Here is a 16,161-nt window from a genome sequence, read left to right on the forward strand (position 1 = left end):
CCTGCGCCGCCATCACCGCGGCCGACACCATGTTCTCGCTCGCAATCAGTTCAATACCGTCGCGCTGGCGTTCCAGTTCCGCGCCAATGATCGCAGCAACATCCGGGTCCGCTTCCGTCAGCGGGGCATGGAAGTACTGGCGCAGACCTGCCTGATCAATAGTGTCCAACATGATCGAATCTCCAGAAAATGCAGAACCGCCATAAATAGTGTAAAATGGCATGAGGGCGGACGGCTCCGCGTTATAAGGTGCTTATACAGGGGAAGGGGTATCCCCGGACAGTGCTTTTGGAAAGTGGCGTCATTTTATTTTCAGATTACGACAGATACCTGCGTAATATAAAATAAAACACGCCTTACATTCTTTTCTTACGCTTGTACGGGCGTTCTGTCAGCCACCCATTATTTGCGTCATGCCCCGAATGATATCGCCATGGTCGCACAGGCCAACAACTTCGCCTTCCCGGTGGATCAGGACCGGCATGTTGCTGCGCTGGCGCAACAGGGCAACGGCATGCAGCGATGTTCCCGTGGGTACGCACTGCACCAGACCCGGCCCGATTTCACAGGTATGGGTATCGGGCACGGTCATGTGGCGCTGGATGGCATGCACCCTGCCACCGATATGCCTGACCTGATCGGCGACAAAATCGAACCTGTACAGGCCCGCTTCGTCAATGGGGGTAAACCCGTCATCCGTTTTGCCCGGCAGATCAAGCCCGCGCATGACCGATGCCGCGTCCAGAACCGGCAGCGGATTCATATGGCGTACGAATTCGCCCACGTAATCATTGACCGGGCGGAACAGGATGTCATGCGGCGTGCCGGTCTGGATAATGCGGCCTTCGCGCATGATCGTAATCTGGTTGCCGATCTTCAGCGCCTCGTCGATGTCGTGGCTGACGAAGATGATGGTTTTCTTCAACTGCTTCTGGATGTGAAGCAGTTCATCCTGAAGCTTGCGCCGGATGAGGGGATCAAGCGCGGAAAAAGGTTCATCCATAAGCAGGATATCGGCATCCGTGGCGAAGGCGCGGGCCAGGCCGACGCGCTGCTGCATGCCGCCCGACAGTTCGCTTATGCGCGAATTGGCCCAGCGTGAAAGCCCGACCAGTTCCAGCTTTTCGTCCACCATCTTGCGGCGCATGGACGGGGTGATGCCACGCAGTTCCAGTCCTAACCCGGCATTGTCACGCACGGTGCGCCATGGCAGCAGGCCAAAATTCTGGAACACCATGGCAATGCGGGTCTTGCGGATTTCACGCAGCGTATCGTCATCGCAGTTGGACAGATCGACATAGGCCACGCCATTACCGATCTGCACTTCCCCCCGCACCGCCTTGTTCAGACCATTCGCGGCCCGCAGCAACGTGGATTTTCCGGAGCCGGACAGCCCCATCAATATGCTGATCTCGCCACGTTCAATGGCAAGGTTCGCATCCGCTACGCCCACGGTAACCTGTGTTGTGCGGGCGATTTCTTCGCGCGTTCCACCTTCATCCAGCATGGCCAGCGCGCGGTTGATGGCGGCCTTGCTGTTCTGGCGGTGGAAGAGGATGTCAACGTGGCTGAAGGCAAGGGCGGTAGTCATCAGGACGTTCCTTTTGCGCGACACAGGCGATCGAGCATGATGGCGAGCAGAACAATCGCAAAGCCGGATTCAAAGCCCGTATCGACCTGCACGGTATTGAGCGCGCGCACAACCGGCACCCCCAACCCCCCGGCACCGACCAGTGCGGCGATCACGACCATGGACAGGCTGAGCATGATGCACTGTGTAAGCCCCGCGCGGATCATGGGCAGTGCGGCGGGAATCTCGATCTTCCACAGAAGCTGCCGTGGCGTGCTGCCAAAGGATTCTCCCGCTTCCAGCAGGGTGCGCGGGACCGAGGCAATGCCCATTTCCGTCATCCGGATCGGGGCGGGAATGGCGAAAACGATGGTGGAGATCATGCCCGGAACCGTACCCAGACCGAACAGGATAAGGGTGGGGATCAGATAGACAAAGGTGGGCAGCGTCTGCATGAGATCGAGCACGGGATGCAGAAGGCGGCCCAGCCAGAGGCGATGGGCTGCGGCAATACCCAGCGGGACGCCGACCAGCAGGCAGATGATGGTGGAAAAGAGCACAAGCGACAGCGTGCCCATCGTTTCCTGCCAGTAGCCCTGATTGATGATGAACAGCAGCCCCAGCCCGACCAGTGCCGTAAGCCATCCCGACCGCCGGGCGACGTACGATCCCACCGTAAAGACAACCAGCAGCAGCAGGGGCGGGAAGCCAAGCAGGAAATCCGTCAGCCCATCGGCAAGGGAGCCGACCACGTCGCTTACGCCGTTAAAGAAAAACATGAAGTGCTTGCGCACGAAATCGACAAGCTGCGCCATGACGGCGCCCACCGGCAGCTTGTGCGATGTGATCCAGGTTTCCATATGTTTCATGATGACAGGTCGTCCTTAATGAATGCCCAGATAGGTGCGGGCCGCGGCCAGTCCCGGCTGTCCGTCAAAAGTGGTCACATCTGTCAGCCATGTGGCCAGAACATCCGGATTGGCGCGCAGCCACTGCCGGGCTTCCTCCCGCGGGGGGACGTGATCGTCCTGGATCGCCTTCATCATGATGTTTTCACCCGGCACCGAAAACCGGATCTGTTTCAGCAGCCGGTAGGCATTGGGGCATGCGGCCTCATAGCCGGTGCGGACAACGGTATTGACATGGGCACCCGCGCCAAAGACCTTTTCCCCACCGGTCAGGTAGGTAATCCTGAAGTCCATGTTCATCGGGTGCGGTTCCCATGCCAGAAAGACGATGGGGCGATGGCTTTCGACCGATCGCGCAACCTGGCTGAGCATGCCCTGTTCGCTGCTTTCAACCAGCCGGAAATGCTGCAGTCCGAACATGTTTTCATTGATCATGCGCAGGACATGATCATTCGTGTCATTGCCTGATTCCAGCCCGTAGATGACATGGTGCAGCCTGGCGCCCCATGCCGCGATGTCCTTGAAGTCCCGCAACCCTTCGGCCGCGACATAATCGGGTACCGCAAGGCCCAGATGGCCATTGGGCAGGTTGACCGCGATCTGCTGCACGCTGCCGTTTTTCAGGTATGGCGCGATCACGGATACGCCCGTGGGGTCCCAGTTGCTCAGAAACCCGTCGATATGACCGTCCTGCATGCTGAGATAGGCGAGGCTGAGCGTAACCATGGGGGTGGATGCAGTGTAACCGAGCGCATCGAATACCTCCGCCCCTACGGCGGTAACGGCGGATGCATCGGTCCAGCCGACATCGGCCAGCCTGACCGCGCGGCACGAAGCGGGGTCCGCCGCATGGGCAAGGACGGGCGCTCCCAATGCAAGGAATAGAAAAGGAGACAGGCGATGCATGACGGGCGGAATATCCTTTGTGGAAAAACCGGACGGTAATTCATTCTGCATAAGAACCGATTGCAGATGCAAGGCCGAAAAACGGACTGAAATCATATAATTCAAAATATTGAATATGTGACCTGTTTTAGAACTACATGGCTTTAACATGCATGAAAATGTCGGAAACGAACAAACGGGCGTAACGGTTTTGGTGTCAGATAGCTGGTTTCCTGAAAAAACAGTTTAATCAGCCATCCATTGTCATGAAGAAACGACATGCGGTGTCGCGTGGAGGCAGTCGAGGCGGGCGGAACTTTACGCGGTTTTGACTGCGCATCTTCCTGTTGCGATGGTAACGGATACGTCTGCCGGACAGGATGCTGATTTTCCCTGGCTGACAATCTTTAGAAAACAGCCCGCCGTAACGCCTGATCCATAACGCGCCGCAGGGTTTGTATGGATGCGGCGTGGCCTGAACATTTATGCACAGGATCATTTAGGTCGATACGACATGCGTGATGGTGCGCCGTGTCGTAAGGGCTACAGTCGTGCATCGTGGGATATTTCATAACCAACTGAATTAAATAAAAATTATGCGCAGTCGTGCATGCTGTGACGGGTTTTCAGATTCGTTTCGATAAAAAAACCAGCATGTCGCTATTATTCAAGTTTTCCGTCTTATCCATACCAGCGGGAAACAGGCGGCGGGTGCATGCTCGGCGTCATATCGTCTCGCAGCATGTAGGATGAACATGCAGAAATTTTCGGCACTTTCACTAGCGCGCCAGGCAATTGGCGGTCATCTTGGCTGGAAGCCCCAGTGGCGGTCGGTTGCGCCCAAACCGGCCTACGATATCGTTATCGTAGGCGGTGGCGGCCACGGTCTGGGCACGGCCTATTACCTGGCCAGGCAGCACGGACTGCGTAATATCGCCGTGATCGAACGGGGATGGCTCGCGGGGGGGAACACCGCACGTAATACGACCATCATCCGGTCGAATTACCTGTTTGATGAAAGTTCTTCCTATTACGAACATTCGCTTAAACTGTGGGAAAACCTCTCGCAGGAGCTTAATTACAACGTCATGTTCAGTCAGCGCGGCTGTCTTATGGTCGCGCATACGGTCCATGATGTGCAGAGCTTCAAGCGCCATGTTCATGCCAATCGCCTGAACGGGATCGACAATGAATGGCTGACGGCGGAAGAAGCCAAGGAATTCTGCCCGCCGCTGAATATTTCCCCCAATATCCGCTACCCTGTTCTTGGCGCGTCATTGCAGCGCCGCGCAGGCACCGCGCGTCATGACGCGGTCGCGTGGGGCTTTGCCCGCGCGGCAAGCGACCTTGGTGTCGATATCATCGAAAACTGTGAGGTGACGGGCATCATGCGCGCACCCACGGGTGAAGTGACCGGCATAAACACCACGCGCGGCGATATCCGCACGGGCAAGATCGGCGTATCGGTTGCGGGTCACAGCTCGGTCGTGCTGGGCATGGCGGGAATACGCCTGCCATTGCAGAGCAACCCGCTGCAGGCGCTGGTGTCCGAACCGGTCAAGCCCGCGTTTCCCACCATCGTAATGTCCAACACCATCCATGCCTATATCAGCCAGTCGGACAAGGGTGAGATGGTGATCGGGGCAGGGACGGATTCCTACGTATCCTATACCCAGCGCGGCGGGCTGCACATTCCCGCCCATACGCTGGAAGCCATCTGCGAACTGTTCCCCATGTTCCGCCGCCTGCGCATGCTGCGGTCATGGGGCGGCATTACCGATAATACGCCCGACCGTTCGCCCATTACGGCCAAGACATCGATCCCTGGCCTGTATGTCAATTGCGGCTGGGGTACGGGTGGGTTCAAGGCCACGCCGGGGGCCGCCAACCTGTTTGCCTGGACAATTGCCAGGAATGAACCGCACCCGATCAATGCGCCTTTCACGATAGAGCGTTTCCGTGACGGGGTCATGATCGACGAGGCCGCGGCAGCGGCCGTCGCCCACTAAGGAGGTCAGCATGCTTCTGATCCGTTGTCCCTATTGCGGTGATCGTGCCGAAATCGAATATGCCAATGCTGGCGAAGCCCATATCGTCCGCCCTGCCGACCCGATGGCGGTCAGTGATGAGGAATGGGCCCAGTACCTCTACATGCGTGACAATCCCAAGGGACTGATTGCCGAACGGTGGCGTCATTCCCATGGATGCGGACGGTTTTTCAATGCCATCCGTGATACCCGAACGGATCGTTTTGTGATGACTTACGAAATGGGCCAGCCACGCCCCACCATCGACAGCGAAGCGGCGGCGGAGGCGGCACGATGACAAAGCAGTACCGTATTCCCGGCCGTGGCCGCGTCAATACTGCGCGGCGCGTGACCTTTACTTTCGACGGCCGTGAATTCCAGGGTTACGAAGGTGATACGCTGGCATCGGCGCTGCTGGCCAACGGGCAGCACCTGATGGGGCGTTCGTTCAAGTACCATCGCCCGCGCGGCGTGGTTTCCGCCGGGTCGGATGAACCCAATGCGTTGGTCGCCGTAGGCTCCGGCCCTGCGCTGCAGACCCCCAACCTGCGCGCAACACAGGTCGAGATCCATGACGGCCTTGTCGCCATCAGCCAGAACCGCTTTCCGTGCCTGAAATTCGATCTGGGCGCGGTCAACACGCTGGCTGCCCCGCTGCTGCCTGCCGGCTTCTACTACAAGACCTTCATGTGGCCGCGCAGCTTCTGGGACAAGGTGTACGAGCCGATCATCCGTGCCTCAGCCGGGCTGGGTGTAGCACCCACCGCGCCGGACCCGGACCAGTATGCTTTCCGTTATGAACACTGCGATGTGCTGGTGGTGGGCGCCGGGCCTGCCGGTCTTGCCGCGGCACTGGCGGCGGGCCGGGCTGGCGCGCGTGTCATCGTGGCTGATGAAACGGCGGAAGCCGGTGGCTGGCTGCTGTCGGACACGACATCGCGCATTGATGGCAAGACGGGCGCCGCCTGGGCGCGTGAAGTCGTTGATGAACTGAACGCCATGCCCAATGTGCGGCTTCTGACCCGTTGCACGGCGTTCAATTACGGCCCGCATAACATGGTCGCGCTGAATGAGCGCCTGACCGATCATCTGGCGCATCCGGCCGTCGGCCAGCCAAAAGAACGGCTGTGGCAGGTCCGGGCGAAGGAAGTCGTGCTGGCGGCGGGCGCGCTGGAACGCCCGCTGGTATTCGATGGCAATGACCGTCCCGGTGTCATGCTGGCGACTGCCGCGCGTACCTATCTGAACCGCTACGGCGTGGCCTGCGGCAGGCGGGCGATCGTGGTCACGGCGGATGACGCCGCCTACCGCGTGGCGCTGGACCTGAAGGACGCGGGTGTAACGGTCGCGGCCATTGCCGACCTGCGGCCCGCGCCGGATGGCGCGCTGGTGGCGGCTGCCATCCGTGCGGGCATTACCGTGCTTCCCAACACCACCATCCAGCGCGCGCATGGTCTCAACCGTGTGTGCAGCGTGGAACTGGCGCAACTGCTTCCCGATGGTTCGGTGGGCAAGGGGCACCAGTGGCGGGCCGATCTGGTGCTGATGTCGGGCGGATTTACGCCCAGCGTCCACATGTTCTCCCAGTCGCGTGGCAAGCTGGTGTTTGATGAGGAACTGGGCGTTTACGTGCCCGGCCAGTCGGCTGAACGCGAACGTTCCGCCGGTGCGTGCCGTGGCGTCTATCGTCTGGACAGGGTGCTGGAAGACGGCGCGCGGGCAGGGGCCGAAGCCGCTGCCGCCACCGGGTTCGACGGATCGGCCCCGCAATGGCAGACGGGCGATCTGGACGAACCGGGCCGGGGTGGTTTCGCTGGTGCGCTGCCGCGACGCGGCAAGGGCCTGCGTGCCATGGCTTTCGTCGATTACCAGAACGACGTGACGGCCAAGGACGTAAAGCTTGCCGTGCGCGAGGGCTTCCGCTCCATCGAACATATCAAGCGTTACACCACGACCGGCATGGCGACCGATCAGGGCAAGTCATCCAATGTGAATGCGCTGGGCATTGCATCCGAAGCGTTGGGCCGCCCGGTGGAAAAGGTTGGCCTGACCACCTTCCGCCCGCCGTTTACGCCGGTCACGTTTGGCGCTTTTGCCGGTCATGCGCGCGAATTCCTGTTCGATCCGGTGCGGCGCACGGCAGCGGATGGCTGGGCGCGGGATCGTGGCGCGGTGTTCGAGGATGTCGGCCTGTGGCAGCGCGCGCGGTATTTCCCGATCAACGGGGAAGACATGGAAGCGGCTGTCCGGCGCGAATGTCTGGCCACGCGCAGTGCGGTGGGCATTTTCGATGCCTCCACGCTGGGCAAGATCGAGGTGGTCGGCCCCGATGCCGCCACGTTCATGAACCGCATGTATGTCAATGGCTGGACCAAGCTTGCGGTCGGCCGGTGCCGGTATGGCCTGCTGTGCCGTGAAAACGGGTTCGTGTATGACGATGGCGTTGTGGGCCGGGTTGCCGCGGACCGCTTCCACGTCACCACCACCACGGGTGGGGCCGCCGGCGTTCTGAACATGATGGAGGACTATCTCCAGACCGAATGGCCGGATCTGGATGTGTGGCTGACCTCGACTTCGGAAGAATGGTCGGTCATTGCGGTACAGGGGCCGCTGGCGCGCAAGGTGCTGGCGCCGCTGGTCGATGGTCTGGACATCTCCGCCGAGGCCCTGCCGCATATGAGCATGGCCGAAGGCAGCATCTGCGGTGTGCCGATGCGACTGTTCCGCGTCAGCTTCACCGGTGAACTCGGCTTCGAGGTCAACGTGCCCAGCAGGCATGGTCGCAGGATCTGGGATGCGATCTGGGCCGCGGGCGAGCCGCACGGCATGACGCCGTATGGCACCGAAACGATGCACGTGCTGCGTGCGGAAAAGGGCTACATCGTCGTCGGTCAGGAAACCGATGGCACGGCAACGCCTGATGATGTCGGATGTGGCTGGGCGGTCAGCAAGGTCAAGAAGGACTTTGTCGGCAAGCGGTCGCTGGCGCTGCCCGCGCTCAAGGCCCCTGACCGGCTGCAGCTTGTCGGCCTGCTGACGCTGGACCCGTCCGAGGTGCTGGAAGAAGGCACGCAGCTTGTGGCCCGTCCCGATGAGGCCGTGCCCATGCACAAGCTGGGTCATGTCACGTCATCCTATTTCAGTGCGACGCTGGGTCATTCCATCGCGCTGGCGATGGTGGCCGGTGGCCGCGCCCGTATGGGCGAGACGCTGTATGTGCCTGTGGAAGGCCGGTCGATCCCGGTCAAGGTTACCAATCCCGTGTTTTATGATGTCGAGGGAGCCCGCCTGAATGTCTGATGTCATGACAGCGTCTCAAGCCCGTTTTGATGTGGCGGCGGGACCGGATCTGCGCCGCTGGGTGCTGCAGGGGCGCGATGCCGGACTTGCGGCGGGGGCTGCGGCGTTTGGCCTGTCCGGTGTGCCGGACATGCTCCGTACGGCGCAGGTGGCTGGCGGTACTGCCGCCCGCCTCGGCCCGCACGAACTGGTCTTTTTTGCCGAGCCGGACGGGGCGGACGCCATTTACTCCGCCCTGCAGGCCGGGTTGAAGGACATCCCTTCCAGCCTTGTTGAAATCAGCGACCGGCAGGTTGCCATCGATATCAGCGGGCCGGACGTGGAACTGGTTCTGTCCAGCCTCTCCCCGATGGATTTCAACATCCGCGCCTTTCCCGTCGGCATGGCTACGCGCACGCTGCTGGCCAAGGCGGATGGCATGGTCTGGCGCACGGGGCCGCAATCGTTCCGGCTGGAGGTGTGGCGTTCGTTCGTCCCCTACATGACGGAATATCTGCAGAAAGTAGCCTGCGATGTCAGGTTCTGACGACGCAGCGAGCAGCGAAACAGGGACGGCATGATCAGCCTTTTTGAGTTGTTCAAGATCGGTATCGGCCCATCGTCCTCCCACACGGTCGGGCCGATGCGCGCGGCGCATGACTTCGCGGTCGCGCTGCGCGCCTGTCCCGATGTGGCGCGGATAGAGGTCACCCTGCTGGGATCACTGGCCTGGACCGGCGTGGGACATGCGACGGACAAGGCCGTCATTCTGGGGTTGATGGGGTATCTGCCCGATACCGTCGATCCAGACATGGCCGATGAACTGGTCGCCCATGTCAGGGCGGCCCACAGGCTGTCGCTGCCGGATCGGACCCTGTCCTTCGATCCGGCCGGTGACATCATATTCGACCGCGTGACGGTGCCACCCGTCCATCCCAATACGGTGCAGTTCATCGCCTATGATGCGGCCGGCGAACAGGTTGCGTGCCAGCGGATCTGTTCGATCGGTGGTGGCTTTATCGTGGCCGAGGCCCATGCCCATGATGCGGTGGTGGCCACGGCGGACGTGCCTTTCGAGATTACATCGGCGCGTGACCTGCTGGAGATCACGCGCCGTACCGGCCTGACGATTGCCGAAATCGTGCTGGCCAATGAACGCGCCCTGCGCCCGGAACATGAAATCACCGCCGGGATTGATCGGATCATTGCAACCATGATGGGTTGCGTTGACCGGGGCATGCACCAGCAGGGGGTCCTGCCGGGGCGTCTGGCGGTGCGACGGCGGGCGGCGGCCATTTATGACCGGCTGAAAGGGGACCGTTTCCGCAACGTGCGCGCGGCGCACGAAGTCATGGACTGGGTCAGCCTTTACGCCATTGCCGTGAATGAGGAAAACGCGGCAGGGGGCCGTATCGTAACCGCGCCTACGAACGGGGCGGCGGGCGTGGTGCCCGCCGTGCTGCGGTATTACCGTGACTTCTGCCCCGGCGCCACGCCGGAGCGGGAATATGACTTCCTGCTGACCGCAACGGCGGTTGGTGGCCTGTTCAAACGCAACGCCTCCATTTCCGGCGCGGAAGTTGGTTGCCAGGGGGAAGTCGGGGTTGCGTGTTCCATGGCCGCGGCGGGCCTTGCGGCGGCTCTGGGTGGCAATGTCCAGCAGATCGAAAACGCCGCCGAAATCGGCATGGAACATCATCTGGGCATGACATGCGACCCGGTTGGCGGCCTGGTGCAGATACCCTGTATCGAACGCAACGCCTTTGGCGCGGTCAAGGCGATCAATGCGGCGTCGCTTGCCATGCGGGGGGACGGCACGCATTTCGTGTCGCTCGATCAGGTGATCGTCACCATGCGCGAGACGGGTGCGGATATGAGCAGCCGCTACAAGGAAACCTCGCAGGGGGGGCTGGCTGTCGGATTTCCTGAATGTTAGCGCCGTATACAAGAAAGTCGTTCTGATATAATAATATGTCGCATATACGCATAAGATGTTATTGTGTTGGAACGATACTGGTAATCGCATAACGCGTATTTCTAAGGAAAGGTCCACCGTGCGATGGCCAAGGATAGCGTGGTTTCAGTCAGCGAACTGATCGCCCGGCGCAAGCCGGGGTTTTCGCTGGAAGCGCCGTTTTATACCAGTCCCGAAATCTTCCGGATGGATATGGAGGCGATTTTCGGCCGTCACTGGATCTATGTCGGTGTTGAACCCGACGTAGCCGAGGAAGGTGACGCGATGGTGGTCAATATCGGCAATTCCTCCGTCATCATCGTGCGTGATGATGAAGGCGCCGTCAGGGCCTACCACAATGTCTGCCGCCATCGCGGCGCGCGCATGATCCCTGAAGGCAAGACAATCATCGGCAATATTGTCTGCCCCTACCATTCATGGACCTACGGGCTGGACGGCGGGCTGAAATTCGCGGAACACATGACCCCCGATTTCGACCGGGGCTGCCACGGGCTGAAGCCGGTCCACCTGCGTTCGGTGGGGGGGCTGCTGTTCATCTGTCTGGCCGAAGATGCGCCCGACGATATCGACGCGATGGCCGAAATCATGGAGCCGTATCTGGCCCCCCATGACATCCGCAACACCCGCGTTGCCCATCAGGCTGACCTGATTGAAAACGGCAACTGGAAGCTGGTGATGGAAAACAACCGCGAGTGCTATCACTGCGGCCCGAACCATCCCGAACTGACCATCCCGCTGTTTGCCTACGGTTTCGGTTTCGCGCCGGAATCCCTTGATGAGGAAGGGCGCAGGGAAGCCGAACGCTATAACCAGCTTAGTGAATCGTCGCGCGCGAAATGGGAAGCTGCGGGCCTGCCATCGCGTGAGGTCGAGCATCTGAGCGACCGGGTCACCGGCTTTCGTACCGAACGCCTGCCGATCGACCGCGCGGGCGAAAGCCAGACGATGGACACCCGCGCCGCGTGCCGCATCCCGCTGGGGACGATAGGCGACATGGCGGCTGGTGGCCTGTCGTTCTGGACACAGCCCAATTCCTGGCATCACTTCATGGGCGATCATATCGTCACCTTCTCCGCCATTCCCATTGACGAGGGCCATACGCTGGTCCGTACGCGCTGGCTGGTGAACAAGGATGCGGTGGAAGGCGTCGATTACGACCTGACCCGCCTGACCGAAGTGTGGAACGCCACCAACCAGCAGGACGCTGACCTTGTCGCCATCGGCCAGCAGGGAGCTATGGACCCGGCCTATGAACCCGGTCCCTATTCGCCCCATACCGAAGGTCTGGTTGAGAAATTCGTGAACTGGTACCTCGACCGCCTCTCCCATAACGTGAAATGAACGGAGGCCGCGCATCCATGTCGGCTATTGTGACACATCCACCAGCCCAGGGGGTCCCGTTCTGGGATCCTGAACGTGATGAGGTTCTGGTCTGCCGTCAGGTACGCGATGAAACGCACGATGTCCGGACATTCGTGTTTACCGCCCCGCAGGCACGGCTGTTTTCCTACGCGCCCGGACAGTTCATGACGCTTACGGTCATGATCGACGGGCAGGAAATCAACCGCTGCTACACGATTTCCTCCAGCCCCACGCGGCCCAACACGCTGGAAATCACCATCAAGCGCGTGCCCGGTGGCGTGGTGTCGAACTGGCTGCATGACAACCTGCATCCGGGCATGGAAGTGCGCGCCCTTGGCCCGATGGGTGATTTCACCTGTGCGGGGTCCAGGGCGCGGAAAATGCTGTTCCTGTCCGGTGGCAGCGGCATTACGCCCATGATGTCCATGTCGCGTGCGTTAAGCGACATGGCGGCTGATGTGGATATCATGTTTGTCCATGCGGCCCGTAGCCCGCGCGACCGCATCTTCCGCCACGAACTGGCGGCACTGGAACAGGCGAACGCGCATCTGCGCACGGTGACGCTGTGCGAACATGATACGCCTGCCGACCGGTGGGATGGCTATCGTGGCAGGCTGTCGGCCAGCGCGCTGGAACTCGCCGTGCCCGACTGGCGTGAGCGTGAGGTATTCGTATGCGGTCCCGCGCCCTTTATGGATGCGGTCCGGAACATGCTGGGGCAGGGCGGTTTCGACATGGCCCGCCACCATGAGGAAAGCTTCGATTTCGGTACGCTGGTTGCCGACGAACCCGAAATCATCGAAGCCATCGAGGAACTGGAAGCGGCCCAGTTCAGCATTTCATTCACCAAAAGCCAGCGCGATATCCAGTGCGGTGCGGATACGCCGGTACTGTCCGCCGCGCGGGCGGCGGGCATGCGTCTGCCCGCATCGTGCGCCAAGGGCATGTGCGGGACGTGTAAATGCCGTCTGGTATCCGGCACGGTGGAAATGAAGCACGATGGCGGCATTCGCCAGCGTGAGATCGACCGCGGCATGATCCTGCTGTGCTGCGCGAAACCGACCAGCGATCTGGTTATCGAACGCTGATCATGAATCGTAAGCTGGATCTCGCCGGGCTGAGCCGTTTTGGTTTCCTGACACTCAACAGCTATTCGATGATCGCGGTCAGCAATGCGATCGAAGTCCTGCGCATGGCCAACCGCGTAACGCAGCAGGATGTCTATGAATGGGACATCCTGACCCAGAGCGGGGAGGCCGCGACCGCCAGCAACGGCCTCATGCTGCATCCCACCGTCGCGCCCGAGCGTACGCGGCCATATGATGTCATATTCGTGTGCGGCGGCATCAATGTCCGTGCGGCCAGTTCGGCATCGCTGCGTAACTTCCTGCGTGTGCAGGCCCGGGCGCATGTGGTGCTGGGGGCGTTGTGCACGGGCACCTTCACACTGGCGGAAGCGGGGCTGCTGCGCGGCTACAAATGCGCCATCCATTGGGAAAACCTGTCCGCGATCCGGGAGGAATTTCCGGAAATCGACATTACGGACGAAATGTTCGTAATCGACCGTGACCGTTTGACCTGCGCGGGCGGTTCCGTGCCGCTGGACATGATGCTGCGCATTGTTGAAGCCCGTTTCGGGCGTGAGCGGATGCAGGCGGTTGCCGCGCAGTTCATCCTTGATCGCAGCCGCACGGGAAACGAGGCCCAGCCCGTTTCCACGCTGGCGGATGCGCCGCCCGCCCTCATGCGGGCGATGCGCCTGATCGAACGCGATATTGACCGCCCCCTGCGGATCAGCGGCATCGCCGCCGATGTCGGGCTGTCCGTCCGCCAGCTTGAACGCCTTTTCCGTCGTCATGCCGACTGCACGCCTGCGGTGTATATCGTGGGTGTGCGCCTTGAGCGCGCGCGGCGGCTGCTACAGCAGACGGGCATGTCGATCACCAATGTCAGTCTGGCCTGCGGTTTCGTATCGCCAGCGCATTTCAGTACGGCCTATCGCAGCCGTTTCGGCTGCGCACCGCGTGATGAACGGCGGCTCCGTCCGTCCATGTCGCGCCTGAACGATTATCTTTCCCGACAACCAAGCAATGCTGGATTCCCTGAATGAACGCCAATGCAGAGGTGCTGTTCAAGCCACTACGCATCAAGGGCCTTGTAATTCGCAATCGCATCATGAGCACAAGCCACGCGCCGGGCTATGCCCGCGATGGCAGGCCGCAGGAGCGTTATCAGCTTTATCATGCCGAAAAGGCGAAGGGCGGCATTGGCCTGACCATGTTTGGCGGCTCGTCCTCGGTTGACTGCGACAGCCCGGCAACGCCGTGGAATCAGGTTGCGGTGGCGGATGACGGGATCATTCCGTATTTCCAGCAGTTCGCGGACCGTGTGCACCAGCATGGCGCGGCACTGATGATCCAGCTTACGCATATGGGCCGTCGCACGCGATGGGATACGGATGCGTGGCTGCCGGTCATCGCCCCGTCCGTCGTGCGCGAACCCGCATCGCGCTCGGTGCCCAAGGATATGGAAGTGGAGGATATCCGCCGCGTTATCCGCTCCTTCGCCGATGCCGCGCGGCGGTGCCGGCAGGGGGGGCTGGACGGGTTCGAGATTTCGGGTGCGCATGGGCATCTGCTGGACCAGTTCTGGTCGCCCGGGGTCAACCGCCGTACGGACGCCTATGGCGGATCGCTGGAAAACCGCATGCGCTTTGGCATCGAAATCCTGACCGCCATGCGTGAAGCCGTGGGTGATGATTACATCATGGGCATGCGCATGAGCGGCGACGAACTGCTGAAGGACGGCGTGTCGCACGAAGATGCGATCGCCATCGCCACCGAATATGCCCGCCGTGGCCTGATCGATTTCGTCAATGTCCTTGGCGGTCAGGCGCGCGATGACATGTCGCATGCCGTCAGCCTGCCGAACATGGCCTTTCCCGTGGCGCCCTTCCTGCATCTGGCCAGCGGCATCAAGCGTGAGGTCGACATCCCGGTTTTCCACGCCCAGCGCATTACCGATGTCGCAACCGCCGCGCGTGCGGTGGCCGAAGGGCATATCGACATGGTGGCGATGACGCGCGCCCATATTGCCGACCCGCATCTGGTCAACAAGCTGGCGCAGGGGCGTGAGGACGATATCCGCCAGTGCGTGGGGGCGGGGTACTGCATCGACCGCATTTACGTCGGCGGCGATGCCCTGTGCCTGCAGAATGCCGCCACGGGGCGCGAAGCGACCATGCCCCACGACATTCCCCGCGCGGACATCAGCCGCCGGGTGGTAATCGTGGGCGGCGGGGTGGCGGGGCTTGAGGCCGCGCGCGTCTGTGCGCTGCGCGGGCATCATGTCGTATTGTTCGAGCAGGAAGCCCAGACGGGCGGGCAGGTAACCATCGCCGCGCGGGCGGGCTGGCGTGAAGCGCTTTCGGGCATCGTGCGCTGGCTGGACGCGCAGGTGCGCAAGCTGGGGGTTGACCTGCGGCTGGGCACCCGCGCCACGCCCGAACTGATCGCGGCGGAAAAGCCGGACGTGGTGATCGTGGCCACCGGCGGCCACGCCTCGGTCGGGGACTGTCCGGGTTCCGATCTGGTGCATGATGCGCGCGCCGTGCTGGAAGGCACGGTGGAACCCACGGGCAGCGTGCTGCTGTATGATGACATGGGCCAGCATAACGCGGCATCCGTGGCGGAAGTTCTGGCCACGCGCGGCTGTCTGGTGGAAATGGCGACAGGCGACCGCCTGATCGCGCAGGAAGTGGGAACGACCAACCAGCCGGTGCATCTGCGTGAACTCTACCGCCTTGGCGTGGTGCTTTCGCCCAACATGGAACTGACGGAAGTTTACCGCGAGGATTCCCGTCTGGTCGCCGTGCTGCGCAACACCATGACGGATGTGGAGGAAGAGCGCGTCGTCGATCATGTGATTGTCGAATATGGCAACCTGCCGCGTGAGGATCTGTATTTCGCGCTCAAGGAAAATGCCGCAAATCGCGGCCAGACCGACCTGCCCGCCCTGCTGGAAGGCAGGCCCCAGCCCGTTTTTGCCGAAGGACAGGATGGTTACGCGCTGTTCCGTATCGGCGATGCGGTGGCCGGGCGCAATATCCATGCCGCCCTGTATGATGCGCTGCGCCTGTGCAAGGATCTGTAACAC

The 16,161-nt window shown here is 61.3% G+C and carries 12 protein-coding genes and 1 pseudogene; 9 read left to right on the forward strand and 4 right to left on the reverse strand.

Annotated elements, in window-relative coordinates; translation table 11 throughout:
- From glyA to ACBR42_RS06600, 4 genes and pseudogenes are all read right to left on the reverse strand, one after another.
- Positions 1-172 (reverse strand): annotated as a pseudogene (gene glyA, locus ACBR42_RS06585) (serine hydroxymethyltransferase); the annotation flags it as partial.
- Between the two features lie 219 nt (positions 173-391).
- A complete protein-coding gene (locus ACBR42_RS06590; RefSeq protein ID WP_110548289.1) occupies positions 392-1,591 on the reverse strand; it encodes a glycine betaine/L-proline ABC transporter ATP-binding protein in 1,200 nt (399 codons plus the stop codon).
- The gene (gene choW / locus ACBR42_RS06595) at positions 1,591-2,439 is read right to left on the reverse strand and encodes a choline ABC transporter permease subunit (RefSeq protein ID WP_371207535.1); all 849 of its coding nucleotides are present in this window, start codon (positions 2,437-2,439) and stop codon (positions 1,591-1,593) included. The genes ACBR42_RS06590 and choW overlap by 1 nt, the downstream gene beginning before the upstream one ends.
- Before the next feature lie 15 nt (positions 2,440-2,454).
- Positions 2,455-3,384 carry a glycine betaine ABC transporter substrate-binding protein gene (locus ACBR42_RS06600; protein WP_371207536.1) on the reverse strand — a complete coding sequence of 310 codons (930 nt, stop codon included), beginning with the start codon at positions 3,382-3,384 and terminating at the stop codon, positions 2,455-2,457.
- A 734-nt stretch (positions 3,385-4,118) separates the two neighbouring features.
- Here ACBR42_RS06600 and ACBR42_RS06605 point away from each other — a divergent pair.
- The 9 genes from ACBR42_RS06605 (at position 4,119) to ACBR42_RS06645 (ending at position 16,158) form a co-directional block, all read left to right on the forward strand.
- Positions 4,119-5,372, forward strand: coding sequence for a sarcosine oxidase subunit beta family protein (locus ACBR42_RS06605; protein ID WP_102324261.1), 1,254 nt, complete (start codon positions 4,119-4,121; stop codon positions 5,370-5,372).
- Between the two features lie 10 nt (positions 5,373-5,382).
- The gene (locus ACBR42_RS06610) at positions 5,383-5,688 is read left to right on the forward strand and encodes a sarcosine oxidase subunit delta (protein ID WP_102323940.1); all 306 of its coding nucleotides are present in this window, start codon (positions 5,383-5,385) and stop codon (positions 5,686-5,688) included.
- Positions 5,685-8,690: a sarcosine oxidase subunit alpha family protein gene (locus ACBR42_RS06615; RefSeq protein ID WP_110548290.1), complete on the forward strand. Its 3,006-nt coding sequence runs from the start codon at positions 5,685-5,687 to the stop codon at positions 8,688-8,690. The genes ACBR42_RS06610 and ACBR42_RS06615 overlap by 4 nt, the downstream gene beginning before the upstream one ends.
- 4 nt (positions 8,691-8,694) lie before the next feature.
- The gene (locus ACBR42_RS06620; RefSeq protein WP_371207537.1) at positions 8,695-9,216 is read left to right on the forward strand and encodes a sarcosine oxidase subunit gamma; all 522 of its coding nucleotides are present in this window, start codon (positions 8,695-8,697) and stop codon (positions 9,214-9,216) included.
- Between the two features lie 30 nt (positions 9,217-9,246).
- Positions 9,247-10,605, forward strand: a complete 1,359-nt coding sequence (locus tag ACBR42_RS06625; protein WP_110548291.1) for an L-serine ammonia-lyase — start codon at positions 9,247-9,249, stop codon at positions 10,603-10,605.
- 123 nt (positions 10,606-10,728) lie between these two features.
- Positions 10,729-11,985, forward strand: coding sequence for an SRPBCC family protein (locus ACBR42_RS06630; protein WP_110548292.1), 1,257 nt, complete (start codon positions 10,729-10,731; stop codon positions 11,983-11,985).
- Positions 11,986-12,002: 17 nt separating this feature from the next.
- Entirely contained in the window at positions 12,003-13,094 is a 1,092-nt protein-coding gene (locus tag ACBR42_RS06635; protein ID WP_371207538.1) for an FAD-binding oxidoreductase, read from the forward strand.
- A gap of 2 nt (positions 13,095-13,096) precedes the next feature.
- Positions 13,097-14,116: a GlxA family transcriptional regulator gene (locus tag ACBR42_RS06640; RefSeq protein ID WP_102324260.1), complete on the forward strand. Its 1,020-nt coding sequence runs from the start codon at positions 13,097-13,099 to the stop codon at positions 14,114-14,116.
- Positions 14,113-16,158 (forward strand): FAD-dependent oxidoreductase, encoded by a 2,046-nt coding sequence (locus ACBR42_RS06645; protein ID WP_371207539.1) that lies wholly within the window; start codon positions 14,113-14,115, stop codon positions 16,156-16,158. Before ACBR42_RS06640 ends, ACBR42_RS06645 begins: the two co-directional genes overlap by 4 nt.
- Positions 16,159-16,161: the final 3 nt, after the last annotated feature.

Source organism: Komagataeibacter sp. SM21 (assembly GCF_041402665.1).
Taxonomy (GTDB): domain Bacteria; phylum Pseudomonadota; class Alphaproteobacteria; order Acetobacterales; family Acetobacteraceae; genus Komagataeibacter; species Komagataeibacter saccharivorans.

Coding starts and splice junctions, on each gene's coding strand:
- ACBR42_RS06590 (WP_110548289.1), bottom strand. CDS start 1,591: ATGACTACCGCCCTTGCCTTCAGCCACGTTGACATCCTCTTCCACCGC.
- choW (WP_371207535.1), bottom strand. CDS start 2,439: ATGAAACATATGGAAACCTGGATCACATCGCACAAGCTGCCGGTGGGC.
- ACBR42_RS06600 (WP_371207536.1), bottom strand. CDS start 3,384: ATGCATCGCCTGTCTCCTTTTCTATTCCTTGCATTGGGAGCGCCCGTC.
- ACBR42_RS06605 (WP_102324261.1), top strand. CDS start 4,119: ATGCAGAAATTTTCGGCACTTTCACTAGCGCGCCAGGCAATTGGCGGT.
- ACBR42_RS06610 (WP_102323940.1), top strand. CDS start 5,383: ATGCTTCTGATCCGTTGTCCCTATTGCGGTGATCGTGCCGAAATCGAA.
- ACBR42_RS06615 (WP_110548290.1), top strand. CDS start 5,685: ATGACAAAGCAGTACCGTATTCCCGGCCGTGGCCGCGTCAATACTGCG.
- ACBR42_RS06620 (WP_371207537.1), top strand. CDS start 8,695: ATGACAGCGTCTCAAGCCCGTTTTGATGTGGCGGCGGGACCGGATCTG.
- ACBR42_RS06625 (WP_110548291.1), top strand. CDS start 9,247: ATGATCAGCCTTTTTGAGTTGTTCAAGATCGGTATCGGCCCATCGTCC.
- ACBR42_RS06630 (WP_110548292.1), top strand. CDS start 10,729: ATGGCCAAGGATAGCGTGGTTTCAGTCAGCGAACTGATCGCCCGGCGC.
- ACBR42_RS06635 (WP_371207538.1), top strand. CDS start 12,003: ATGTCGGCTATTGTGACACATCCACCAGCCCAGGGGGTCCCGTTCTGG.
- ACBR42_RS06640 (WP_102324260.1), top strand. CDS start 13,097: ATGAATCGTAAGCTGGATCTCGCCGGGCTGAGCCGTTTTGGTTTCCTG.
- ACBR42_RS06645 (WP_371207539.1), top strand. CDS start 14,113: ATGAACGCCAATGCAGAGGTGCTGTTCAAGCCACTACGCATCAAGGGC.